This window comes from Pseudomonas sp. B14-6, from assembly GCF_013260315.1.
GTDB lineage: Bacteria > Pseudomonadota > Gammaproteobacteria > Pseudomonadales > Pseudomonadaceae > Aquipseudomonas > Aquipseudomonas mandelii.
On the sequence record NZ_CP053929.1, the window covers coordinates 2,402,557 to 2,425,594 of the forward strand.

Here is a 23,038-nt window from a genome sequence, read left to right on the forward strand (position 1 = left end):
TGCACACAATCCACTGTAGGAGTGAGCCTGCTCGCGATAGCGGTCAATCAGTCGACATCCATTTTGAATGTCAGTCCGTCATCGCGAGCAGGCTCGCTCCTACAGGGATCTGCGTAGAGTTCAGATCCCGGTGCAGGCCTTCACCATTCAGCGTTGTTCGATTGGCACGAACTTGCGCTGTTCGACGCCGACATACTCGGCGCTCGGGCGGATGATGCGGTTGTTGGCACGCTGTTCGAACACGTGCGCCGCCCAGCCGGTCAGGCGCGAGCAGACAAAGATCGGTGTGAACAACTTGGTCGGAATGCCCATGAAGTGGTACGTCGACGCATGGTAGAAGTCGGCGTTCGGGAACAGTTTCTTCTGTTCCCACATGGTCGCGTCGATGGCTTCGGAAACCGGGAACAGCACGGTGTCGCCCACTTCTTCAGCGAGTTTTTTCGACCAGCCCTTGATCACTTCGTTACGCGGATCGTTGTCTTTATAGATCGCGTGGCCGAAGCCCATGATCTTGTCCTTGCGCGCCAGCATGCCGAGGGTGCCCTCGACGGCCTCTTCAGGCGACGAGAAGCGCTCGATCATTTCCATCGCCGCTTCGTTGGCGCCGCCGTGCAGAGGGCCGCGCAACGAACCGATGGCCGCGGTGACGCAGGAATACATGTCCGACAGCGTCGAGGCGCACACCCGTGCGGTGAACGTCGAGGCGTTGAACTCGTGTTCCGCGTAGAGGATCAGCGAAACGTTCATCACTTTGACGTGCAAATCGCTCGGTTTCTTGCCGTGCAGCAAGTGCAGGAAGTGGCCGCCGATGGATTGTTCGTCGCTCACGCAGCTGATGCGCTTGCCGTCGTGGCTGAAGCGATACCAGTAGCACATGATCGCCGGGAACGCGGCCAGCAGGCGGTCGGTCACGTCGTGTTGTTCGGAGAAGTCTTTCTCCGGCTCGATGTTGCCCAGGAACGAGCAACCGGTACGCATCACGTCCATCGGGTGGGCGTCGGCAGGGATGCGTTCCAGCACTTCTTTGAGCGCTTGCGGCAGGTCGCGCAGCTTGCCCAGTTTGCTGATGTAAGCGGCGAGTTGTGCCTTGGTCGGCAATTCACCGTAAAGCAGCAGATAAGCCACTTCTTCGAATTGCGCGTCGGCCGCCAGTTCGCGAACGTCGTAGCCGCGATAGGTCAGGCCGGCGCCCGATTGGCCCACGGTGGACAGAGCGGTTTGCCCGGCAACCTGGCCACGGAGCCCGGCGCCACTGAGTACTTTTGCTTCGGCCATTGCTGTCTCCAGTTTTTCTTGAATTTGTCAGGGAAACTTGTAGGAGCGATGCTTGCTCGCGAAAGCGCTGTATCAGACGACATTAATGTTGAATGTCAGTGCGTCTTCGTCGGATCGCCGCCCAGAGCAAGCTTCGCTCCTACAGGGCTTTCGTTACTTCTTCGCGGCAAACAACGCATCGAGCTTCTGCTCGAAGGTGTGGTAGTCGATGCGATCGTAAAGCTCCATGCGGGTCTGCATGGTGTCGATCACGTTCTGTTGCGTGCCGTCGCGACGGATTGCGGTGTAGACGTTTTCCGCCGCCTTGTTCATCGCGCGGAAAGCGGACAGCGGGTACAGCACCAGCGACACATCGGCAGCGGCGAGTTGCTCGGTGGTGTACAGCGGCGTCGCGCCGAATTCGGTGATGTTAGCCAGGATCGGCGCTTTCACGCGGTTGGCGAACAGCTTGTACATGTCCAGTTCGGTAATGGCTTCCGGGAAGATCATGTCGGCGCCGGCTTCGATGCAGGCGGCGGCGCGATCCAGCGCGGATTCCAGACCTTCCACTGCCAGGGCGTCGGTGCGAGCCATGATCACGAAGCTGTCATCGGTGCGCGCATCGACGGCGGCCTTGATCCGGTCGACCATTTCCTGCAGCGACACGATCTCTTTATTCGGACGGTGACCGCAGCGCTTGGCGCCGACCTGGTCTTCAATATGAATCGCCGCCGCGCCGAACTTGATCATCGACTTGACGGTGCGCGCGACGTTGAACGCCGAGGAACCGAAACCGGTGTCCACGTCCACCAGCAGCGGCAGGTCGCACACGTCGGTAATGCGACGCACGTCGGTCAGCACGTCATCCAGGCCGGTGATGCCCAGGTCCGGCACGCCGAGGGAGCCGGCAGCCACCCCGCCACCCGACAGGTAAATCGCCTTGAAACCGGCGCGCTTGGCCAGCAGCGCGTGGTTGGCGTTGATCGCGCCGACCACTTGCAGCGGATGTTCGCTGGCGACCGCATCGCGGAAACGCTGGCCTGGAGTGCTCTTGTTGGAACTCATGACTCACCTCGTTCAGTGGCTGTCTGGTTAGCGCCGTCCTGGTAGTGACGGGCGATATTGCGTTTGGAGGCGCCGATGTGACGGCGCATCAACAACTCGGCGAGCTCACCGTCACGGTCGGCGATGGCGTCGAGAATTCGGTGGTGCTCGGCAAAGGCCTGGTGCGGGCGATTGGGCGTGGTGGAAAACTGGATGCGGTACATGCGCACCAGTTGGTAGAGCTCGCCGCACAGCATCTGCGTCAGGGTGCGGTTGCCGCTGCCCTGGATGATCCGGTAGTGGAAATCGAAGTCGCCTTCCTGCTGGTAATAGCCAACGCCGGCCTGAAACGCCTCATCGCGCTCGTGGGTTTCGAGGACCCGGCGCAGTTCGTCGATTTCTTCGACGGTCATGCGTTCGGCCGCCAGCCGACAGGCCATACCTTCGAGGGATTCGCGAATCTCGTAGAGCTCCAGCAGCTCGGCATGGCTCAGCGAAACCACCCGCGCCCCGACGTGCGGTACGCGGACCAGCAGGCGCTGGCCTTCCAGTCGATGGATCGCCTCGCGCAACGGCCCGCGGCTGATGCCGTAGGTGCGTGCCAGCTCCGGCTCGGAGATCTTGCTGCCCGGGGCGATCTCGCCTTTGACGATGGCCGCCTGAATGCGGCGGAAGACGTTTTCGGAAAGCGTCTCCGACTCGTCTTGCGTAACCACCGGGGGATCGAGTTGATCCAGCATATTGTCGACACCTTGAAAGCCAATGCCGCAAAAACTAGCGAAAACAGCCGCAACAGTCAAAGGATAAATAGGTATTGTCGACAATCGTCTAATAACCGACTGCACCACAACAAAGCAGCCCTTCTGTTTATAGCCCCCGCCAGCGCTGGCGCCATAAACCCACCGTGCTAGAATGCCGCCCGCATTTGTCTGTGACATCTGCACGGCTTGTCATAAATAGTTGATAGGCATACGAGGGAGCTTGCGCAGCGATGCCAGGGCCTTGAATTGAAGTACGGACCGCTGCGCACCAGGATTTATGAGACTCAAGCCCCTCCCGACATTCCTTTATCTTCTTTGCCTGCCCGGTTTCGCCGTGGCGGGGGAAAAGACCGTGTACGGCCTCAACGAGTATGCTTCCCTGGACGGCATCAACCTGGAAGTCGCCGCCAAACTCGACACCGGGGCGAAAACAGCGTCCCTGAGTGCCCGCGACATCAAACGTTTCAAACGCAATGGCGAGTCCTGGGTGCGCTTCTATCTGGCCATCGACGCAGCGCATTCGCACCCCATCGAACGGCCACTGGCCCGCGTCAGCAAGATCAAGCGTCGTGCCGGCGACTACGACCCGGAAGAGGGCAAGAAGTACACCGCCCGTCCGGTGATCGAGCTGGATATCTGCATGGGTTCGGCTTTACGCAGTATCGAAGTGAACCTAACCGACCGTAGCGCCTTCCAATACCCGCTCTTGATCGGCTCCGAAGCGCTGAAACGCTTCGACGCGCTGGTCGACCCCAGTCTTAAATACGCTGCTGGCAAACCCGCCTGCGCCACCGACGCACATACCGCAGAGTAATTCCAATGCGCGCTCTTACCCTCCATCTGAAACTGCTGATCGCCATCCTGGTGGTGCTGGGCATTTCAGTTACGGCCTATCAGATTTTCGTGCTCGGCATTCCCGTGACCGAGGACGCCACCGACGACTTGTGGAATATCGACGCCAAGGTCGAGTTCGTCGCCAGTGCCAAAGACCCGGTCAAGATCCAGATGTTCGTGCCGCCGCTGAGCCGCGACTACGTCAGCCTCAACGAGAGTTTCATTTCCAATAACTACGGCGTGGCCGTAAACCGTGTCGACGGCAACCGCAAGGTGACCTGGTCGGCGCGCCGGGCCAAGGGCAACCAGACCCTTTATTACCGCCTGGTGCTGACCAAGCGCTACACCGGCGAAAAATCCAAGGTCAAGGGCCCGACCTTCCGCGACAGCATCGCCGTCGAAGGTGCGGAAAAAATCGCCGCCGAAGCCCTGCTCGCGCCGATCCGCCAACACTCGGCCGACGTCGAAACCTTCATCGGCGAAGCCATCAAGCGTGTCAACAATCTCAACGATGACAACGTGAAGCTGCTGCTAGGCGGCGATCCGTCCCCCGGGCACAAGGCGAAAATCGTCGAGCTGGTCCTGTCCATCGCCCACGTGCCGGTGGAAAAGGTCCACACCATCCGTCTGGTGGCCGATCAGCCGCAAACGCCGGAACTCTGGCTGCGCAGCTTCAACGGCACCGACTGGCTGTACTTCAACCCGGAAACCGGCGAACAAGGCCTGCCGTCCGACCGCCTGCTGTGGTGGACCGGCGACGAAAACCTGATCACCGTCGATGGCGGCAAGAAAGCCAACGTGACGTTCAGCCTGAACAACAGCGAAATGAACGCGATTCGACTGGCCAAGCTGACCGACGAAAACACCGACGCCAACTTCCTCGAATACTCGCTGTACGGTTTGCCCCTGCAAACCCAGCAGACCTTCATGATCATGGTGATGATCCCGATCGGCGTGCTGGTGATCCTGATCCTGCGTAACCTGATCGGCCTGCAGACCCTCGGCACCTTTACCCCGGTGCTGATCGCCCTCGCCTTCCGCGAAACCCAGCTTGGCTTCGGCATCGTGCTGTTTACGGTCATCACGGCGCTCGGGCTGTCACTGCGCTCCTACCTTGAACACTTGAAGTTGCAGATGCTGCCGAGGCTGTCGGTGGTGCTGACCTTCGTGGTGGTGCTGATCGCGGCGATCAGCCTGTTCAGCCATAAACTCGGCCTGGAACGCGGGCTGTCGGTGGCGCTGTTCCCGATGGTGATTCTGACCATGACCATCGAACGCCTGTCGATTACCTGGGAAGAACGCGGTTCCGGGCATGCGATGAAAGTGGCGATCGGTACGCTGTTTGCCGCCTCCCTGGCGCACCTGATCATGAGCGTGCCGGAGCTGGTGTACTTCGTGTTCACCTTCCCGGCGATCCTGCTGATCCTGGTGGGTTTCATGCTGGCGATGGGGCGTTATCGCGGTTACCGCCTGACCGAACTGGTGCGCTTCAAGGCTTTCCTCAAGAAGGCTGACTCTTGATGTTCGGCTTCTGGAAGACCTGGAAGGCCCTGGAAGCCCGGGGCATCATGGGGATCAATCGGCGTAACGCGGACTACGTGCTCAAGTACAACAAGCGCAGCCTGTACCCGATTGTCGATGACAAGATCATCACCAAGGAACGCGCGATCGCCGCCGGTATTCATGTGCCGGAACTGTACGGCGTGATCTCCACCGAGAAGGAAATCGATAACCTCGACAAGATCATCGGCGGGCGCACCGACTTCGTGATCAAACCGGCCCAGGGCGCGGGCGGCGACGGCATCATTGTGGTTGCCGACCGTTTCGAGGGCCGCTATCGCACGGTGTCCGGCAAGATCATCAGTCATGAGGAGATCGAGCACCATGTCTCCAGCATCCTCACCGGCCTGTATTCCCTGGGCGGTCACCGTGACCGCGCACTGATCGAATACCGCGTGATCCCGGACCAGATCTTCAAAAGCATCAGCTACGAAGGCGTCCCGGACATTCGCATCATCGTGTTGATGGGCTATCCGGTGATGGCGATGTTGCGCCTGCCGACGCGCCAGTCCGGCGGCAAGGCCAACCTGCACCAGGGCGCTATCGGCGTCGGCGTCGACCTCGCAACCGGGCAGACGCTGCGCGGCACCTGGCTGAACAACATCATCACCAAACATCCGGACACCACCAACGCGGTGGACGGCGTGCAACTGCCCTACTGGGACGGTTTCATGAAACTCGCTGCCGGCTGTTATGAGCTGTGCGGGCTGGGCTACATCGGTGTCGACATGGTGCTCGACCAGGAAAAAGGCCCGCTGATTCTTGAGCTCAATGCCCGGCCCGGGTTGAACATCCAGATTGCCAACGATTGCGGCCTGACGCTGCGCACCCATGCGGTTGAAGCGCGGCTGGAAGAGCTGAAAGCGCGCGGGGTTGTTGAGTCGGTTCAGGAGCGGGTCGAGTTTGTTCAGGAGATGTTTGGACATATTCCTGCCGTCGAAGGCTGATCCGAAACCGAGTCGCTGCCTTCGCGGGCAAGCCTCGCTCCTACAGATCTAGCGTCGTTCACATTCTCGGCGAACGGCACAAACCCGTAGGAGCGAGGCTTGCCCGCGAAGACTGACTAACAGTCACCAAACCTCGCAACCCTGTCCCCAATCTGCCAATCCCCGACATCCCCTCTAGGAGCAAATCCTGCAGAGGACTACAATCGCACCCCCGCCTCGATGGCTGATCTGCCCCGCCCATGTTGACCTGTTCCGTACACCCGCTGCCCTATCGCGCCAACCCCGCCGAGTACTTCGCGGCGATTCGTCATGCCCCCGGTGCCGTGCTGCTCGACAGCGGCCGGCCCACCGCTGATCGCGGGCGTTATGACCTGCTCAGCGCCTGGCCGCTGCAGCAAATAGCAGTATTGCCTGACGAAAGTGGCAGCGATTTCCTGCAACGCCTTCGCGACCATCTGGCACGACTGGGTGAAGCGGCAGTCTCCGATGAACTGCCATTCGCCGGCGGGCTGATCGGTTATCTGAGTTATGACTTCGGACGGCATCTTGAACACCTGCCGAGCCAGGCGCAGGACGACCTGCAATTGCCGGATGCGCGTTTCGGGCTGTACGACTGGGCATTGATCAGCGATCACCATTTGGCTACCAGTCAACTGGTGTTCCACCCGACACTGATCGACAGCGAGCGCCAGCGCTTGATCGCCTTGTTCAGTCAGCCTGCGGTTGAGCCGATCGAGCCGTTCAGTTTGAAAGCCCCGATGAAGGCCGACCTGAGCGCTGACGAGTATCGCCACGCACTTGAGCGCATTCAGCAGTACATCCAGGCGGGCGATTGTTATCAGGTGAACTTCGCCCAGCGCTTTCGTGCGCAATGTGCGGGTGATCCGTGGGCCGCGTATGTCGCGCTGCGGGCCGCGTGCCCGACACCGTTTTCCGGTTTCCAGAGCCTGCCCGACGGCGGCGCGGTGTTGAGTCTGTCGCCTGAGCGCTTCGTCAAAGTCAGTGAACGTCATGTGGAAACCCGCCCGATCAAAGGTACCCGTCCGCGTGGCCTGACGGCTGCCGAAGACGCCGCGAACGCTGCCGAACTGCTGGCCAGTCCCAAGGACCGTGCCGAGAACCTGATGATCGTCGACCTGCTGCGCAACGACCTCGGTCGCACTTGCCGAATCGGCTCGGTGCGGGTGCCGGAGTTGTTCAGTCTGGAAAGCTATCCGAATGTGCATCACCTGGTGAGCAGCGTGACCGGCGAACTGGCGGATGACCGGGATGCGCTGGATCTGATCGCTGGCAGTTTTCCGGGCGGATCGATTACCGGTGCGCCGAAGATTCGTGCCATGCAGATCATCGACGAGCTGGAGCCGACCCGACGTGGGTTGTACTGCGGCTCGTTGCTGTACCTGGACGTGCGCGGCGAGATGGACAGCTCTATCGCTATTCGCAGCTTGCTGGTCAAGGATGGGCAGGTGTGCTGCTGGGCGGTGGCGGGATTGTCGCGGACTCGGAATGGCAGGCGGAGTATCAGGAATCAATTACCAAGGTGAAGGTTCTGCTCGACACCCTGCAAAACCTTTGATTCCGGGCTTTTGTGGCAAGGGAGCTTGCTCCCTCGCCACAGGTAGGGTTTACAGACTTAAGGCCCGATTCGAAGCCTTGATGAACTCCTGCTTCAAGTCCTCAAAGGTATGCACCGCCGGGAACTGCGGAAACTCGCGAATCACATTATCCGGCGCATGAAACAGAATCCCCGCATCCGCCTCACCGAGCATGGTGGTGTCGTTGTAGGAATCCCCTGCCGCAATGACCCGATAGTAAAGACTCTTGAACGACAGAACCGACTGCCGCTTCGGATCTTTCTGACGTAACTGATAGCTCGTCACCCGTCCCGAATCGTCGGTGATCAAGCGATGGCACAGCAAGGTCGGGAAGCCCAGTTGACGCATCAGCGGCTGGGAAAACTCGTAGAACGTGTCCGACAGAATCACCACCTGAAACCGCTCACGCAGCCAGTTGACGAACTCGATGGCGCCGTCCAGCGGCTTCAGCGTGGCGATCACTTCCTGGATGTCAGTGAGTTTCAAGCCGTGCTCGTCGAGAATCCGCAGGCGCTGCTTCATCAGCACGTCGTAGTCGGGAATGTCCCGGGTGGTCGCCCTCAGGGATTCAATACCGGTTTTTTCAGCGAACGCGATCCAGATTTCCGGGACCAGCACACCTTCGAGATCCAGACAGGCAATTTCCACAAGACACTCCCATTTGTATTGATTATTGAGTCGAGCGAGTAAAAGACTGCCGAACTCTAGCGACTCAGGCTGCCCCGCGCAACGCACAGGGCGCGCCCGCCGCCGCAGGATTTTGTTACCATCAGCCCCATATAGAGCGCCCAGCGCCACCGACCTGTAGGAAGCCGCCCTGATGAGCCCATCGTTCGATGTTGTGGAACTCGCCACGACCTATGCCAACAAATCCGCCCAGGACATCCTGAAACTCGCGTTTGCCGAGTTTGGCGATGACCTGTGGATATCTTTCAGCGGCGCCGAAGACGTGGTGCTCGTGGACATGGCCTGGAAGCTGAACAAGAACGTCAAAGTGTTCAGCCTCGACACCGGCCGCTTGCACCCGGAGACCTACCGCTTCATCGATCAGGTGCGCGAGCACTACAAGATCGACATTGAGCTGGTGTCCCCGGACTACACGAAACTGGAGCCGTTCGTGAAGGAAAAAGGCCTGTTCAGTTTCTACAAGGACGGCCATGGCGAGTGCTGCGGCATCCGCAAGATCGAACCGCTGCGTCGCAAACTGTCGGGCGTGAGCGCCTGGGCCACCGGCCAGCGTCGGGACCAGAGCCCGGGTACCCGCAGCGCCGTCGCGGTGATGGAAATCGACACCGCGTTTTCCACCCCGGATCGCACCCTCTACAAATTCAACCCGCTGGCGCAGATGACCAGCGAAGAGATCTGGGGTTACATCCGCATGCTCGAACTGCCGTACAACAGCCTGCACGAACGCGGCTTCATCAGCATTGGCTGCGAACCCTGCACCCGCCCGGTGCTGCCGAACCAGCATGAACGTGAAGGCCGTTGGTGGTGGGAAGAGGCGACGCAGAAAGAATGCGGGCTGCATGCGGGGAATATCATCAGCAAGTCCAAGGCCTGAGCCCGAGCCGGGTGAATTCCCCTGTGGGAGCGAGCCTGCTCGCGATAGCGGTGTAACAGTCAACAATACTGTTGAATGCCCCGGCAAGCCGGTCTCACTCCCGCAGGATTAGTGTTCTGTTTTATAAATGTGTACACACGAATGTCACCATAGGTGCCATTTATGTGTGCACTTTTGTTTTCTGCGCCCCAAAAAGTTACACCCTTTTTTCCTGACTTCCCCAGTCGAGTTTTCCCACCTCCTCCGACGAAAAATAAATACCTGTTCAACCGGTCAATTTATATCGCCTTTTTTTCAGTCACTTATCGTGATTCATCAACAAAACGAAATGAGAACCTATTTTTATAGATCAGCAGATGGCATGGATCTGGCTTAAGTGCATACATGTTTTGTATACAATCAATACAAAACATACACACACTTAGATCCGCAAGCCTGAAGCGCCCTATCCCGTACAGGCTGCAGATGCCCCGTAACCAATGATGCTTATTGCCCGCGACGAAGATTTGTCGAGCTCACGCTCATGCACAGTCATCGCGACGCCAAGCTCGGAGCCTGCCGGAATGCGTACTAGCCTCTCCAATAACAACATCGCACTGGATCTGCCCTCCTTTCCACCCACCGCTCAAGATCAAACTGTTCAAGAACCCGTGGTGCTCAGCCCGCGCCTGCACAACAAGGACCTGGCGCCGACCAAGGCCGAAGGCCGACGCTGGGGCCGCTACAGCATCTTCGCCCTGTGGACCAACGACGTTCACAACATCGCCAACTATTCCTTCGCCATTGGCCTGTATGCGCTGGGTCTGGGTGGCTGGCAGATTCTGTTGTCCCTGGGGATCGGCGCGGCGCTGGTGTATGGCTTCATGAACCTTTCCGGCTACATGGGGCAAAAGACCGGCGTGCCGTTTCCTGTCATCAGCCGGATCAGTTTCGGTATTCACGGGGCGCAAATTCCTGCGTTGATCCGCGCCATTATCGCCATCGCCTGGTTCGGCATTCAGACGTACCTGGCGTCCGTAGTGTTTCGCGTGCTGCTGACGGCGGTGCATCCCGGCTTCGCCGACTACGACCACAACTCGATCCTTGGTCTGTCGAGCCTGGGCTGGGTATGTTTCGTGGCGATCTGGCTGGTGCAACTGGGCATCCTCGCCTACGGCATGGAAATGGTACGGCGCTATGAAGCGTTCGCCGGGCCGGTGATTCTGCTGACCGTCGCCGCGCTCGCCGCCTGGATGTACACCCAAGCCGACGCAACCATCGCCTGGTCGATCCGCGAGCCGCTGACCGGTGGCGAGATGTGGCGCAATATTTTTGCCGGCGGCGCATTGTGGCTGGCGATCTACGGGACGTTGATCCTCAACTTCTGCGACTTCGCCCGTTCATCGCCGTGCCGCAAAACCATCAAGGTCGGAAATTTCTGGGGCTTGCCGGTGAATATTCTGGTGTTCGCGGCCATCACCGTCCTGCTTTGTGGTGCGCAATTTCAGATCAATGGCCGGATCATCGAAAGCCCGACTGAAATCATCGCCTCGATCCCCAACACCTTCTTCCTGGTGCTCGGCTGCCTGGCGTTCCTGATCGTCACCGTAGCGGTGAACATCATGGCCAACTTCGTCGCCCCGGCGTTCGTGCTCAGTAACCTGGCGCCTAAATACCTGACCTTCCGCCGCGCCGGGCTGATCAGCGCAACCATCGCGGTGCTGATCCTGCCGTGGAATCTCTACAACAGCCCACTGGTGATCGTGTATTTCCTGTCCGGCCTCGGCGCCCTGCTAGGCCCGTTGTACGGCGTGATCATGGTCGACTACTGGCTTGTACGAAAAGGCCAGGTCAACGTGCCGCAGTTGTACAGCGAAGACCCCAACGGCGCTTATTACTACAGCCGCGGGGTCAATTTACGCGCCGTAGCGGCGTTCATTCCTGCCGCATTGATTGCCATCGTCCTGGCGCTGGTGCCGGGCTTCCACCTCGTTTCACCGTTCTCGTGGCTGATCGGCGCCGGGATTGGCGCAATGCTCTACCTGATCATCGCCAAGCGACAGCCCCATTACGCCGACGTCAGCGGTGAAAGCATCGCAGTCGACAACGTCTGCCACTAATCCACTCGCGGCCCGCCAGCGCCGGGCCGCAGAACCGCCCTGCAATAAGGACTACTCATGCGAATTCTCGTGGTTAACGTCAACACCACCGAATCCATCACTCAGGCCATCGCCCGATCCGCCCAGGCGGTGGCCGCGCCGGGAACGGAAATCGTCGGCCTGACGCCCTACTTCGGCGCCGACTCCATCGAAGGCAATTTCGAAAGTTACCTGGCCGCCATCGCCGTAATGGACCGGGTCATGGCCTACGACCAGCCCTTCGATGCGGTGATCCAGGCCGGCTACGGCGAACACGGTCGCGAAGGCTTGCAGGAATTGCTCAACGTGCCGGTGGTGGACATCACCGATGCAGCGGCCAGTACGGCGATGTTCCTCGGCCATGCCTATTCGGTGGTCACCACCCTGGACCGCACCGTGCCCCTGATCGAGGACCGGCTAAAACTGTCGGGGCTGTGGGACCGCTGCGCGTCGGTGCGGGCCAGTGGTCTGGCGGTGCTGGAACTGGAATCCGATCCGCAACGGGCGCTGGAGGCGATTGTCCGTCAGGCGGAACTGGCGGTGCAGGAAGACAAGGCCGAAGTGATTTGCCTGGGCTGCGGCGGCATGGCCGGGCTGGATGAACAGATTCGCCAGCGCACCGGGGTTCCGGTGGTGGATGGCGTGACGGCGGCGGTGACCATTGCCGAATCGCTGGTGCGATTAGGGTTGTCCACTTCCAAGGTGCGGACGTATGCGACGCCACGGCCGAAGAACATTATTGGTTGGCCGGGGCGGTTCGGGCGGTAGACCGCGTTATCGTTCATCGCGAGCAGGCTCGCATTGGATCTGTGTCATTCACAAATCCCCTGCTCGCGAAAGCAGCGACTCGGTCTCAAGCCAGACTCAAACCGCACTGAACCGCTGCACCCACCCCCGCTCCGCAAACTGCTCAATAATGAAATCCACAAACGCCCGGGTCTTGCCCGGCAGCAGTTTGTGTTCCGCGTAATAGATAGACATGTTGCCGTCGTCGACATACCAGTCCGGCAACACCCGTTGTAACGTCCCGGCTTCCAGATACCCCACAGCAAACGGCATGCTTACCAACGCAATGCCCAACCCCTGCGCCGCCGTCGCACACGCCGCTTCCGAATCGCTCATGGTCATGCGCGCCTTCAGCGCCAGCGGGTTGTGTTGCTGAGTACGACTGGTCAATTGCCAGGAACGCACCCGACCGGTCTGTGGGGAGCGGATCAGGATGCCGTCGTGGTCCTTGAGTTGATCGGGATCGACGATCACAGGCCGCGCCGCCAGATACTCCGCCGACGCCACCAGCACCCGATGCGCCGGCGTCAGCTTGCGCGCCACCACGCCTTGCGGCAGCTCAAATCCCCCACCAATCGCCGCATCGAAGCCCTGAGCGATCAGATCGACCTGCCGGTTGTCGAAATGCCAATCCGGGTTGATCGCCGGAAATCGCCGCAGAAACTCGCCCAGTAAGGGCACCACATATAAACGCCCGAACACCGTGCCCATGCTGACTTTCAGTGTTCCCGCTGGCCGACCCTCAGCGCTGGCGAGGTTGGCCACCGCATTCTGGATCGTGTGAAGGCTGGAACTGACTTCGCCGAGAAACAGGTGACCTGCCTCGGTCAGCGTCAGGCTTCGCGTGCTGCGCTGGAACAGCCGCACACCCAGCCGGGCCTCAAGCTTGGCAACACTTTTGCCGACCGCCGCCGGGGTCAGGCTCAAGCGTCGCGCGGCTTCGGCGAAGCTGCCAACCTCGGCGCTGCGCACGAAGCATTCGATACTGCTGAAGGTTTCCATAGGCGCCACTATAAACTTCTGGTTTACACAGACTATCGTAATTGCCGTCTACACAGCGTGTAATCCGCAATCAATACTAGGCTCCATCAACCGAGGCATCTCGCCTCGGGACTTCGGAGATCGTTATGACTACTCAGAACCTCAGCGGCAAAGTGGCTTTGATTCAAGGCGGGTCCCGCGGCATCGGCGCCGCCATTGTCAAACGCCTGGCCGCTGAAGGCGCAACCGTTGCCTTCACCTATGTCAGCTCCACGGCCAAAGCCGAAGCCTTGCAAGACAGCATCACCGGCAATGGCGGCAAAGCCCTCGCCATCAAGGCCGACAGCGCTGACGCCGAGGCCATTCGCCGCGCCGTGACCACCACCGTAGACACCTTTGGTCGCCTCGACATCCTCGTCAACAACGCCGGCGTGCTGGCCGTTGCGCCACTGGAGGATTTCAAACTCGAAGATTTCGACCAGACCCTGGCCATCAACGTGCGCAGCGTGTTCATCGCCACCCAGGCCGCCGCCAAACACATGACTGAAGGCGGTCGCATCATCAACATCGGCAGCACCAACGCCGACCGCATGCCCTTCGCCGGTGGCGGCCCTTACGTCATGAGCAAATCAGCGCTGGTAGGTCTGACCAAAGGCCTGGCCCGCGACCTCGGCCCGCGCGGCATCACCATCAACAACGTGCAACCGGGCCCGGTCGACACCGACATGAACCCGGCCGACGGTGACTTCGCTGACAGCCTGATCCCGCTGATGGCGGTGGGCCGTTACGGCACTTCCGAGGAAATCGCCAGCTTTGTGGCCTATCTGGTCGGGCCGGAAGCCGGTTACATCACAGGGGCGAGCCTGACCATCGACGGTGGTTTTGGCGCCTGATGCGCTAGACGCAATCACAATGTGGGGGCGAGCCTGCTCGCGAAGACGGTGCGTCAGGCGACATTGATGTCGTCTGACCTTCCGCTTTCGCGAGCAGGCTCGCTCCCACACTTTTTACTTCAAGCCCATTCGAGGGCTGGCAAACCACAAGCACTCGGCTTGAACGCCTTCAACGAACGAAGAATGCCATCGGCATGCGCATACTTTTCGTCAGCCATCGCCGCGTCGGGAATCGCAATCGCCGTCATCCCCGCCGCTTTCGCCGCCGTGACACCGAACGGCGAGTCTTCGAACACCAGGCAGTCTTCGGGCGCAACGCCCAGGCGCCGCGCCGCCGTGAGGAAGATGTCCGGCGCCGGTTTGGCCGCGCCCACTTCAGGGTCATCGGCCGTCACGACAAAGTCGAACAGCGCAAACCAATCGCGGTGCAAGGTGGTTTTCTGGCCGAACGACTGACGCGAAGAACTGGTGCCGACCGCGATCGGAATGTTGTTGGCTTTCAAGTGCCTGACCAGTTCCTCGGCGCCAGGCATCGCCAGCGCTTGCGGAAAACGCTCGCGCATCAGCGGTTCGCGGATCACCAGAAACTCTTCGGCGGTGATCGGCAGGTCGAGAGCCTCGACCACGTACCGCGCCAGATCACCCGCGCCACGGCCGATGATGTTCTGTTTGATGCTCCAGTCGAAGACCCGACCGTAGCGCTCGGCAATCATGGACGTGACCTCGGTATAAATGCCCTCGGTGTCCAGCAGCAAGCCGTCCATATCAAAAATTACGGCCTTGATCGGGCCGTATTCATTCAGCGGTGCATTCATCGCATCTGATCCGTTTTCTAATGACATCCCAGAGGCGGCTCAGGTGCGGCCGGGTCCGTGATCGATTAAAGGATTCAGCAGCATAGCGAGCGCGGCGGCCATCGAGCAACGGGCAATCCCTGACAGATACAAAAAGTGCTCGTCGTCATTTAGCGATTTTCCCTACATAAAACGCCTCCTTTCCCGACTTCTTTACCCGTTGATCCCAAGCAAAGTCCCGCGCTCAAACTTGATCTGCGCGAGGGACTGCGAATGTTCGTACCTGACAAGGTACTGGCCTTGAATAACGCCATCGGCCTGCTGGTGGTTGCCGCCATGGACCCCGAGCGGCCGGATGTCGAAGCGCTGTTCGCTGACTTCCGGCTTTGCCTCAATGACTACGACGCCTGGGCCGAAAGTTTCTGGACCGGCAAGGCGCTGGATATCGAGCAGGTGTTCAAGGTGGGGCACGACGTTCGCCTGGTCGCGCCGAAAAACTCCACCACCCCTGTCAGCTCGACCGTCGCCGCATGCCCGGCAGCGGGTCCCCTGACCCTCGTGCACATGTTCGACGCTGCGCGGTTCGTGCCGATCGGCAACACCCCGGTGATGCTTGAGCCTTTGAACGCTGACGGTACGTTCGGCAAACCGGTTTATGACGAGATCGGCCCTAGCGGCATCCTCGAAATCCGCGAGTGCGAACGCAGCCTGCGTTATCGCATCACCTTCTTCCCGAATGTTTCCGCTGAGCATGTCAAAGCGCTTTATGCCTCCTATCAAGGCGTCATCAGCGGTCTGGAAGGCTGGCTGCGTAACGAGTGGACGACCGAATTCGAACCCTCATGGGCCGAGTTCGCCGAGGCCGGTTTCATCAAGCGTTACGGCCAGCTGCAACAGGCCGACTGGCGCGGTTTCGAGAATTCGCTGAACGGGTTGTGGGATGACGTGAAGCAGATCTACGCGCTCATCGCGGACCTGCAAGCCAACAGTGAAAAACTCCTTGAGTACCTGACCGAAACCGAACTTGAAACGCTGCTGGAGGCTTCAGCGGAATCCATCGCCAACCTGCTGCTGGTGTTGAGTGATGAGCCGCTGATGTTCATTCATCTGGCGGCGATCACCAGTTGGCTGAGGATGTTGCCGCCGCAGTTCATCGCCGAAGTCGTGGCAGAGATTCGCACAGGCATATTGATCGGCTTCCTGCTGGCGCGCCTCACAGGCCCTGCCGGGTTGAAGCTCGGCATCAGCGCCAAGGTGCTGGACAAGGTCAAATCCGAGCGCGCGCGCAAATGGCTGGCTGCCGCGAGCCTGAGGTTGGCCGAGCTCGGCACCCAGTCCGACCTGACGACCCACGCGGGCGTACTCAAACCCCTTGCGGTCAATGTCCGAAATGCTCCGCTAAACCCCGCACCCGCCGTGCCGTTGCAGATCAACCTGGGCACTGCGCCGGTTTTGACAGTGCAGAATCCAGTCGCCATTGCTCGCGACAAATCCGCAGCCATGACCCGATTGGGTCGGCAGGAGCACCGTGACGACGTTCCCGATCAAGCGAAAAATCCCAACGGCGATAGTGCCGATTGCGGGCCGCTGACCTGCACCAACGGTTGCCCGGTGTCGATGGTCACCGGCGAAGAATTGCTGACACTGGACGATGGATCGCTTAACGGCTTGCTGCCTTTCGCGTTTACCCGGTTGTACCGAACCAGCGCCGTGGAAATGGATTGCGGGCTGGGTTGGGGCTGGAGTCATTCGCTGGCGCATCGCCTGGAGCTGGACGCAGAACAAGTCGTCTGGACCGACCATGAAAACCGTCGCACGACGTTTCCACTGCCCAGCATTTTGCGTCCGGCGATTCATAACAGCCTGTCCCGCTCGGCCATTTATCTCGGAAACAAACCCGAGGAGCTGATTGTTGCTCTGGCGGGTGAGTCTCCACGGTTCTATCACTTTGAGAATGGTCGCCTGACGTCCATCAGTGATGCCTACAACAACCGGCTGCATATCACCCGCGACCGTCAGGATCGCATTCAACGCGTCGATAACGGCGCGGGACGTTCACTGCTGTTGCGTTACGAGCGCCGGCACATCGTTACGGTCGAGTATCAGTCGTTTCACCCCGCCGACGGGTTGGTGGACGCCTGGCGTACAGAGCAAACGCTGATTGCCTACCGCTACGACGCCCGTCACCGCCTGATCGAAGCGACCAATGCTGCCGGCGAAAGCGAGCGATACGACTACGACGACCAACACGTGATTCTCCAGCGACAACTGGCCGGTGGGGCCAGTTTCTTCTGGGAGTGGGAAAGGTCTGGCAAAGCGGCCAGATGTGTCAGGCACTGGGCGACTTTTTCGCAGATGGATACGCGTTATGCCTGGGATGACGACGGCGCAGTGCTGGTTAAAAACGCCGATGGCAGCGAAGAAGTTTACGTCCATGACGATAAGGCGCGATTGGTGCGCCGGGTTGAGCCGGATGGCGGAGAGCATCTCAACACCTACGACGACCACGGCCGATTGACAACCGAGCGCAGTCCATCAGGGGCGATCACCCAGTATCGCTACGACGAGATCGGGCGGCTGATCGCGCTGATTCCACCGGAAGACGAGCCAACGTCCTACGAATATCGCTACGGTTTCCTGCATGCGCGATATCGCGGTAAAGCGGTGTGGAAATACCGGCGCAATGCTCAGGGGGATGTCACCGAGGCCATCGATCCCGACGGCCACATCACTCACTACCACTACGATGCTCAAGGCCGGCTGCTGTCTATCCGTTACCCGGACACCAGCCGTCATGTGTTCGTGTGGGATGCCATCGGGCAACTGGTCGAAGAGACGTTGCCAGACGGCAGTCAGCGGCGGTTTTCCTACGATGTATCGGGTCGTCAGATTGCCCGTCAGGACGAACATGGTGCCGTCACTCAATACCAATGGGACGCCGTTGGCCGACTGATCCAGACGGTTCTTCCCACAGGCGCCAGCCGCGCCTTCAGTTACAACGCCTACGGCAAAATCACCGCCGAACGCGATGAACTGGGGCGCGTCACCCGTTTTGAATACGACGATGACCTGCATCTGGTCAGCCGCCGAATCAATCCCGACGGCACGCAGCTGCGTTATCGCTACGACAACGCCCGGCTGCTACTGACGGAAATCGAAAACGAATCCGGCGAACGCTATCGACTGGACTACACACCTGGCGGACTGATCCGACAGGAAACCGGCTTTGACGGCCGTCGCACAGCGTATGCCTACGACCTCAACGGCCATCTGCTGGAAAAAACCGAATTCGGTGATGACGGCTCGCAGCTGTTTACGAGTTACCAACGGGATACGGCCGGACGCCTGCTGGTCAAAAACCTGCCCGATGGCGTCAACGTCGAATATCGCTATGACAGCCTAGGCCGATTGGTCAGCGTCGATGACGGCCAAGACCATCCGCTGGAGTTCGCGTACGACAAGCAAAACCGCCTGATCACCGAACATCAAGGTTGGGGCACGCTGCGCTACGGCTACGACGCTTGCGGCAAGCTCAACCATCTGCGTCTGCCGGACAACAGCCAACTCGACTATCACCACGCCAAGGGCGGTGCGCTGACAGCCATCGACCTTAACGGCACACGACTTACAAGCCACACGTATAAAGCCGACCGCGAACTGCAACGTCAGCAAGGCATGTTGTCGAGCCGGTACGACTACGATGAACAGGGTCGCCTGAAAGCTCACGCTATCAGCCAACCCCAGCATCCGCTGTATCGGCGCGACTATACCTACAGCGCCAACGGCAATCTCGAACACATCGCCGACACCCGTCATGGCCAACGCAGCTATCAATACGATCCGCTTGACCGCCTGATCCGCGTCCGCCACTCCCGCGACCAGCAGCCCGAAAGTTTCGCCCATGACCCCGCCGGCAACCTGTTGATGCAGGACCGTCCAGGCCCAGCCACCCTCAAAGGCAATCGCCTGCTGATGCAGGGCGATCGCCATTTCGTCTACGACCCCTTCGGCAACCTGATCCGCGAGCGCCGCGGCGCCGCCCAAAAACTCGTCACCGAATACCGCTACGACTGCCAGCATCGATTAATCGGCGTCACCCTGCCGAGCGGCAACACCGCCAGCTACCGCTACGATGCCTTCGGCCGCCGCATCTGTAAAACCGTCGACGACCACATCACCGAGTACTTCTGGCAGGGCGACAACCTCGTTGCCGAAAGTGGCCGCGAACATTACCGCAGCTACGTCTACGAACCCGGCACCTTCCGCCCACTGGCCATGCTCGACGGCAAAGGCCCGCACCAGGCCTGCCCGTTCTACTACCAACTCGACCACCTCGGCACACCACAAGAACTCACCGACTACAGCGGCGACATTATCTGGGCCGCCCAATACACAGCCTATGGCCGCCTGACACGCCTGAACCGCGATACCCATCAGGTTCTGGATCAGCCATTGAGGTTCCAGGGGCAGTATTACGATGCGGAGACGGGACTGCATTACAACCGGCACCGGTACTACAACCCTGATCTGGGACGGTATCTGACGCCGGATCCGAGTAAGTTGGCGGGTGGGTTAAACGGATATCAGTACACGCGCAATCCAACGGGGTGGGTTGATCCGTTGGGGTTGAATGATTGCCCTGGAGGGGACGGGTGCAAGAGGCCTTCGTTTGGGGATGAGGATCCGGCGGGGAAGGTGAAGGTTGATGAGGGGGAGGCTACTCTTCCGACTCCGAAAGCAGAAATCGATTATCTTTACCGTGGTGATCTTCGTCGTCCCGATGAAATCTTTGACACTGGTTTTTTAAGCTTAGGCAAAAGTACCGATCTATTGCTCCATATATGGGACAACCGAAATCCACCAAGCAATTTCGTAAGTACATCGACTGATCGGGAAGTAGGCATCGATTTCGGCACAAGGTACAGAACTACCAAGGGTTACTTGTACACCCTGAAAAAAATCTATGGCCACGACGTGAACAAAGAATTACATCCTGACGACATTCCTTATAGTTATGAGTCTGAAATTGCAATACCTAACGGAATAGAAAGCAAAAATATTCTCGGTGCCACGCCCCTGAAAAAAGATGGTAGTTATGTTGGGTATTCCATTCCGAATCCATCAAGGAATCTGAAAAATGACAATTAAGAAAATACCTATAGTGGTGGGTGGAAAACCCGAAACTGCGACCTTGGATTATGACGAGCGGGTACCTGTGATCCGCTTGACACTTGAAAATGGTTGGAGCGAAGAATTCAAAGGCTTAGACATCTATGAGTGTCTGGGAAAAATAATTAAATCACTCCCTGAAATTAAATTTCTTTGTAAAGGAGCGAAGATAAACGTTAGACCATCTAGCATGTCGTCGCAGATGACATCCGGAATAATGGCGTACGAGCACAAAATAGGCGTCCGCGCCACAAGAAAAGATATCGTCAACATCTTCGATTTTGATGACAAAGAAATAATCAACGAACCAAGACTACAGACCGAATTCTTTCATCGCTGGTTAGAGTCCATAAAAAAAATTAAACACTAGAGCGCATACAGAGCAGCGATTTTTTAATAAAAAACACAGCCCCCTAAACATCTCTGTTATTTAAAAAAGCGCCTGAAGAGCCCAGTTTGTACTGGGCTCATCTTCTGGAATACTCGAATTAACCATCCGAACCACCACCTCCTTCCGCACTCCCCAAACTCCCACCGCGACTCATCCCTGAACCACCGGAACTACCGGATCCTCCATTCCCACTCCCAGCCCCATTCCCGATCGGTTTAAGGGGACGGGCTCAGGGGACAGATTTATTTAGGACGGATGGCAGCTCCAAGGGCTACTCAACTCCCAACCCACGCAGGAAGTGATCGTGAACAAAACAATAGAAATATCCATAAACTCCTGCGGAGTCACCGAGAAAATTTCAATCGAATGCGACCGAAAAAATCTGACATTGGTTTTCACAACAAAAAATGGCTTGAGAAAAACTTACACGGCTTTTGATCTTTACGAATGCTTTGGGCTGTTGCGAGCCGATTTTCAGGAAATGAATTTTCTATGCAAAGGCGCCAAACTCAACGTATATCCCTCGCGTATGGCCTCGCAAATGGCCGGCGGCATAGTGGCGTATGAGCTCCATATGGGACGCGCAACTGAAACTGAAGACGTGGTTAATATCTTCGATTTTGAAGACAAAGACATCACAACTGATATTCAACAACAAAGGGACTTCTATAACCGTTGGCTGCAACAGTTCACGCACTAACCACGAAGGTTAAAAATCATATTTAGCCAAAGCACTTTATTAGCAAAAAAGCCCAGTTCGGACTGGGCTTATCCTCCAAGAACAACCTGGATTAACCGCCGGAACCACTCGTCCCCCCACTAGCACCACCCGTCCCTCCTCCCGCATTTCCCGAACTCCCACCACTCCCACCACCGCTCATCCCTGAACAACCAGAGCTACCGGATCCTCCAGACCCACTCCCAGAACCACTCCCCATCGAACTTCCACCACTCATCGACCCGCTTCCCGCCCCCGGGCTGGTGCTACTCCCGCTCGCATCACCCGCATTCCCACCACCAATGGAGCCAGGCGGTAACGCCTTCCCGTCTCCAGAACCCGCGTTCATTTCAGTAGACGGCGGCATCCCGCCCTTATCGACCGGTGCATCGTTGCCGGAAGACTGAGCAAACGCCGCCATTGAACTGATCGACAACACGCTGCTCACCGTCAGGACCATCAATGTTGACCTGATCATGGTGCATCTCCTCTAAAAAGGTGCGTACCTGATTTCTGGCAGCGTTGGCTTTTTAAAGGTGCCGCTCAATCGACGAATGGTTTTTCAGCTGGGCTCACCGGAGCCATCGTTACCGGCAATATCCGGGTCTTCGGGGGTGGCCTCAACATCGCCACGTTTCACAGCATCAGTCGGCACTTGCTCGACCGCAGTGTCGTCGTCCGGCGGACGTTGATCGCGACTCAGGGAATCGGTGGGCGAAGGCAGCGGGTATTCAGGGGTGTCGTCGTCATCGTCGACTTTCGGATCAGCATTCATAAAGCACCTCTCGAAGGGCCTGAAAAGCAGGCCCTGAAATTTCGAGGGCTGGACAATGCTTGCGTTCGATCAGTGAGACGATCGGTCGATAGCACATCAACGCCGGTCAATCGTCGTCTTCTTCCTCTTCTTCGTACTCGACGTTTCCCACATCCCCAGCGTCATCGGAGTCGTTGAGCGGGACCGTTGCATCATCCATCAAAGAACCCGGATCTTCGTTGCCGGGGTCATTAATGAACGGAAGCCCACTTGGGCCTTTTTCTTCCTTGCCTTCGGTTTCAGGAGTCATGGCAGTCCTCGCGACGTTGGGGGTGTATGACGTTCGAGGCGGCTTGCGACCAAACGTTCCGGGGACTACCAGGCAGATACGAAAAAACCCGGCCTGGGCCGGGTTTCTGATATCACTCGATGTCGAATCAGTGATGTTTATTCTTGTGCTTGTTTTTGTGCTTATTCTTATGACCGCCTCCGGAATGGGAGCCGCCGTTGTCGTTGCCGAGGTTGTTACCGACCGCACCACCCGCTGCGCCACCCAGGCCTGCGCCAATGGTCGAACCGGTAGAACCGCCGAGGCTGTTGCCGATCACGGAACCGCCTGCCGAGCCTAACCCACCACCAATCGCGGCCTCTGTGCGACTGCCCTTGTTCGCGCCAACAGCGCTGCCCGCAGCACCGCCAACGCCGGCGCCAATCGCTGCGCCTGTGCTGCCGCCCATTTGCTGACCCACTACGTTACCCAGTGCGCCGCCAAGACCGCCACCAACTGCAGCAGTGCCATCACCGGCAGCCATTGCACCTTGAGCGACCAAAAGTCCCAGAAACAACGTGGACAATGTCAAACGCATGATATGAACCTCA

The 23,038-nt window shown here is 58.7% G+C and carries 19 protein-coding genes and 1 pseudogene; 11 read left to right on the forward strand and 9 right to left on the reverse strand.

The window, feature by feature from the left end; all coding sequences use genetic code 11:
* Positions 1-147 precede the first annotated feature (147 nt).
* The 3 genes from prpC to HP062_RS10880 all read right to left on the reverse strand — a co-directional run bounded on the left by prpC (position 148) and on the right by HP062_RS10880 (position 3,038).
* Positions 148-1,275 (reverse strand): 2-methylcitrate synthase, encoded by a 1,128-nt coding sequence (gene prpC / locus HP062_RS10870; protein ID WP_077748190.1) that lies wholly within the window; start codon positions 1,273-1,275, stop codon positions 148-150.
* Between the two features lie 153 nt (positions 1,276-1,428).
* The gene (prpB, locus tag HP062_RS10875) at positions 1,429-2,319 is read right to left on the reverse strand and encodes a methylisocitrate lyase (RefSeq protein WP_010456549.1); all 891 of its coding nucleotides are present in this window, start codon (positions 2,317-2,319) and stop codon (positions 1,429-1,431) included.
* Positions 2,316-3,038, reverse strand: coding sequence for a GntR family transcriptional regulator (locus tag HP062_RS10880; RefSeq protein WP_010456551.1), 723 nt, complete (start codon positions 3,036-3,038; stop codon positions 2,316-2,318). Before HP062_RS10880 ends, prpB begins: the two co-directional genes overlap by 4 nt.
* Positions 3,039-3,336: 298 nt before the next feature.
* Between HP062_RS10880 and HP062_RS10885 the strand changes: the two genes are divergently transcribed.
* The 4 genes and pseudogenes from HP062_RS10885 (at position 3,337) to pabB (ending at position 7,976) form a co-directional block, all read left to right on the forward strand.
* Positions 3,337-3,873, forward strand: a complete 537-nt coding sequence (locus tag HP062_RS10885; protein ID WP_010456553.1) for an ATP-dependent zinc protease — start codon at positions 3,337-3,339, stop codon at positions 3,871-3,873.
* 5 nt (positions 3,874-3,878) lie between these two features.
* Positions 3,879-5,414, forward strand: coding sequence for an inactive transglutaminase family protein (locus tag HP062_RS10890; RefSeq protein WP_077748188.1), 1,536 nt, complete (start codon positions 3,879-3,881; stop codon positions 5,412-5,414).
* Complete coding sequence (locus HP062_RS10895; RefSeq protein ID WP_010456557.1) at positions 5,414-6,400, forward strand: alpha-L-glutamate ligase-like protein; 987 nt, start codon at positions 5,414-5,416, stop codon at positions 6,398-6,400. The genes HP062_RS10890 and HP062_RS10895 overlap by 1 nt, the downstream gene beginning before the upstream one ends.
* Positions 6,401-6,639: 239 nt before the next feature.
* Positions 6,640-7,976: pseudogene (gene pabB / locus HP062_RS10900) on the forward strand (aminodeoxychorismate synthase component I).
* Between the two features lie 49 nt (positions 7,977-8,025).
* Here the strand turns inward: pabB and thrH are convergent.
* On the reverse strand, positions 8,026-8,643 hold the full coding sequence (thrH, locus tag HP062_RS10905; protein WP_010456561.1) for a bifunctional phosphoserine phosphatase/homoserine phosphotransferase ThrH: 618 nt from the start codon (positions 8,641-8,643) through the stop codon (positions 8,026-8,028).
* A 172-nt stretch (positions 8,644-8,815) separates the two neighbouring features.
* Here thrH and HP062_RS10910 point away from each other — a divergent pair, with 172 nt between their 5' ends.
* From HP062_RS10910 to HP062_RS10920, 3 genes are all read left to right on the forward strand, one after another.
* Complete coding sequence (locus tag HP062_RS10910) at positions 8,816-9,556, forward strand: phosphoadenylyl-sulfate reductase (protein ID WP_145305880.1); 741 nt, start codon at positions 8,816-8,818, stop codon at positions 9,554-9,556.
* Positions 9,557-10,119: 563 nt separating this feature from the next.
* Complete coding sequence (locus tag HP062_RS10915; RefSeq protein WP_077748186.1) at positions 10,120-11,655, forward strand: NCS1 family nucleobase:cation symporter-1; 1,536 nt, start codon at positions 10,120-10,122, stop codon at positions 11,653-11,655.
* Between the two features lie 57 nt (positions 11,656-11,712).
* The gene (locus tag HP062_RS10920; protein WP_010456567.1) at positions 11,713-12,441 is read left to right on the forward strand and encodes an aspartate/glutamate racemase family protein; all 729 of its coding nucleotides are present in this window, start codon (positions 11,713-11,715) and stop codon (positions 12,439-12,441) included.
* Positions 12,442-12,537: 96 nt separating this feature from the next.
* Here the strand turns inward: HP062_RS10920 and HP062_RS10925 are convergent, their stop codons facing one another.
* Positions 12,538-13,461 carry a LysR family transcriptional regulator gene (locus HP062_RS10925; protein ID WP_172791400.1) on the reverse strand — a complete coding sequence of 308 codons (924 nt, stop codon included), beginning with the start codon at positions 13,459-13,461 and terminating at the stop codon, positions 12,538-12,540.
* A 125-nt stretch (positions 13,462-13,586) separates the two neighbouring features.
* Between HP062_RS10925 and HP062_RS10930 the strand changes: the two genes are divergently transcribed.
* Positions 13,587-14,333, forward strand: coding sequence for a 3-oxoacyl-ACP reductase family protein (locus HP062_RS10930; protein ID WP_172791401.1), 747 nt, complete (start codon positions 13,587-13,589; stop codon positions 14,331-14,333).
* A gap of 119 nt (positions 14,334-14,452) precedes the next feature.
* Here the strand turns inward: HP062_RS10930 and HP062_RS10935 are convergent, their stop codons facing one another.
* Positions 14,453-15,148, reverse strand: coding sequence for an HAD-IA family hydrolase (locus tag HP062_RS10935; RefSeq protein ID WP_010456572.1), 696 nt, complete (start codon positions 15,146-15,148; stop codon positions 14,453-14,455).
* A gap of 252 nt (positions 15,149-15,400) precedes the next feature.
* Here HP062_RS10935 and HP062_RS10940 point away from each other — a divergent pair, with 252 nt between their 5' ends.
* From HP062_RS10940 to HP062_RS10950, 3 genes are all read left to right on the forward strand, one after another.
* Positions 15,401-20,275: an RHS repeat-associated core domain-containing protein gene (locus tag HP062_RS10940; protein ID WP_172791402.1), complete on the forward strand. Its 4,875-nt coding sequence runs from the start codon at positions 15,401-15,403 to the stop codon at positions 20,273-20,275.
* Positions 20,265-20,666, forward strand: coding sequence for a hypothetical protein (locus tag HP062_RS10945; protein ID WP_102595493.1), 402 nt, complete (start codon positions 20,265-20,267; stop codon positions 20,664-20,666). The genes HP062_RS10940 and HP062_RS10945 overlap by 11 nt, the downstream gene beginning before the upstream one ends.
* A gap of 325 nt (positions 20,667-20,991) precedes the next feature.
* Positions 20,992-21,387, forward strand: a complete 396-nt coding sequence (locus tag HP062_RS10950; RefSeq protein WP_169856733.1) for a hypothetical protein — start codon at positions 20,992-20,994, stop codon at positions 21,385-21,387.
* Positions 21,388-21,967: 580 nt separating this feature from the next.
* Here HP062_RS10950 and HP062_RS10955 read toward each other — a convergent pair.
* From HP062_RS10955 to HP062_RS10965, 3 genes are all read right to left on the reverse strand, one after another.
* Complete coding sequence (locus HP062_RS10955; protein ID WP_172791403.1) at positions 21,968-22,180, reverse strand: hypothetical protein; 213 nt, start codon at positions 22,178-22,180, stop codon at positions 21,968-21,970.
* Positions 22,181-22,286: 106 nt separating this feature from the next.
* On the reverse strand, positions 22,287-22,469 hold the full coding sequence (locus tag HP062_RS10960; protein WP_010456579.1) for a hypothetical protein: 183 nt from the start codon (positions 22,467-22,469) through the stop codon (positions 22,287-22,289).
* A gap of 127 nt (positions 22,470-22,596) precedes the next feature.
* Positions 22,597-23,025 carry a glycine zipper domain-containing protein gene (locus HP062_RS10965; RefSeq protein WP_010456581.1) on the reverse strand — a complete coding sequence of 143 codons (429 nt, stop codon included), beginning with the start codon at positions 23,023-23,025 and terminating at the stop codon, positions 22,597-22,599.
* Between the last annotated feature and the right edge of the window lie 13 nt (positions 23,026-23,038).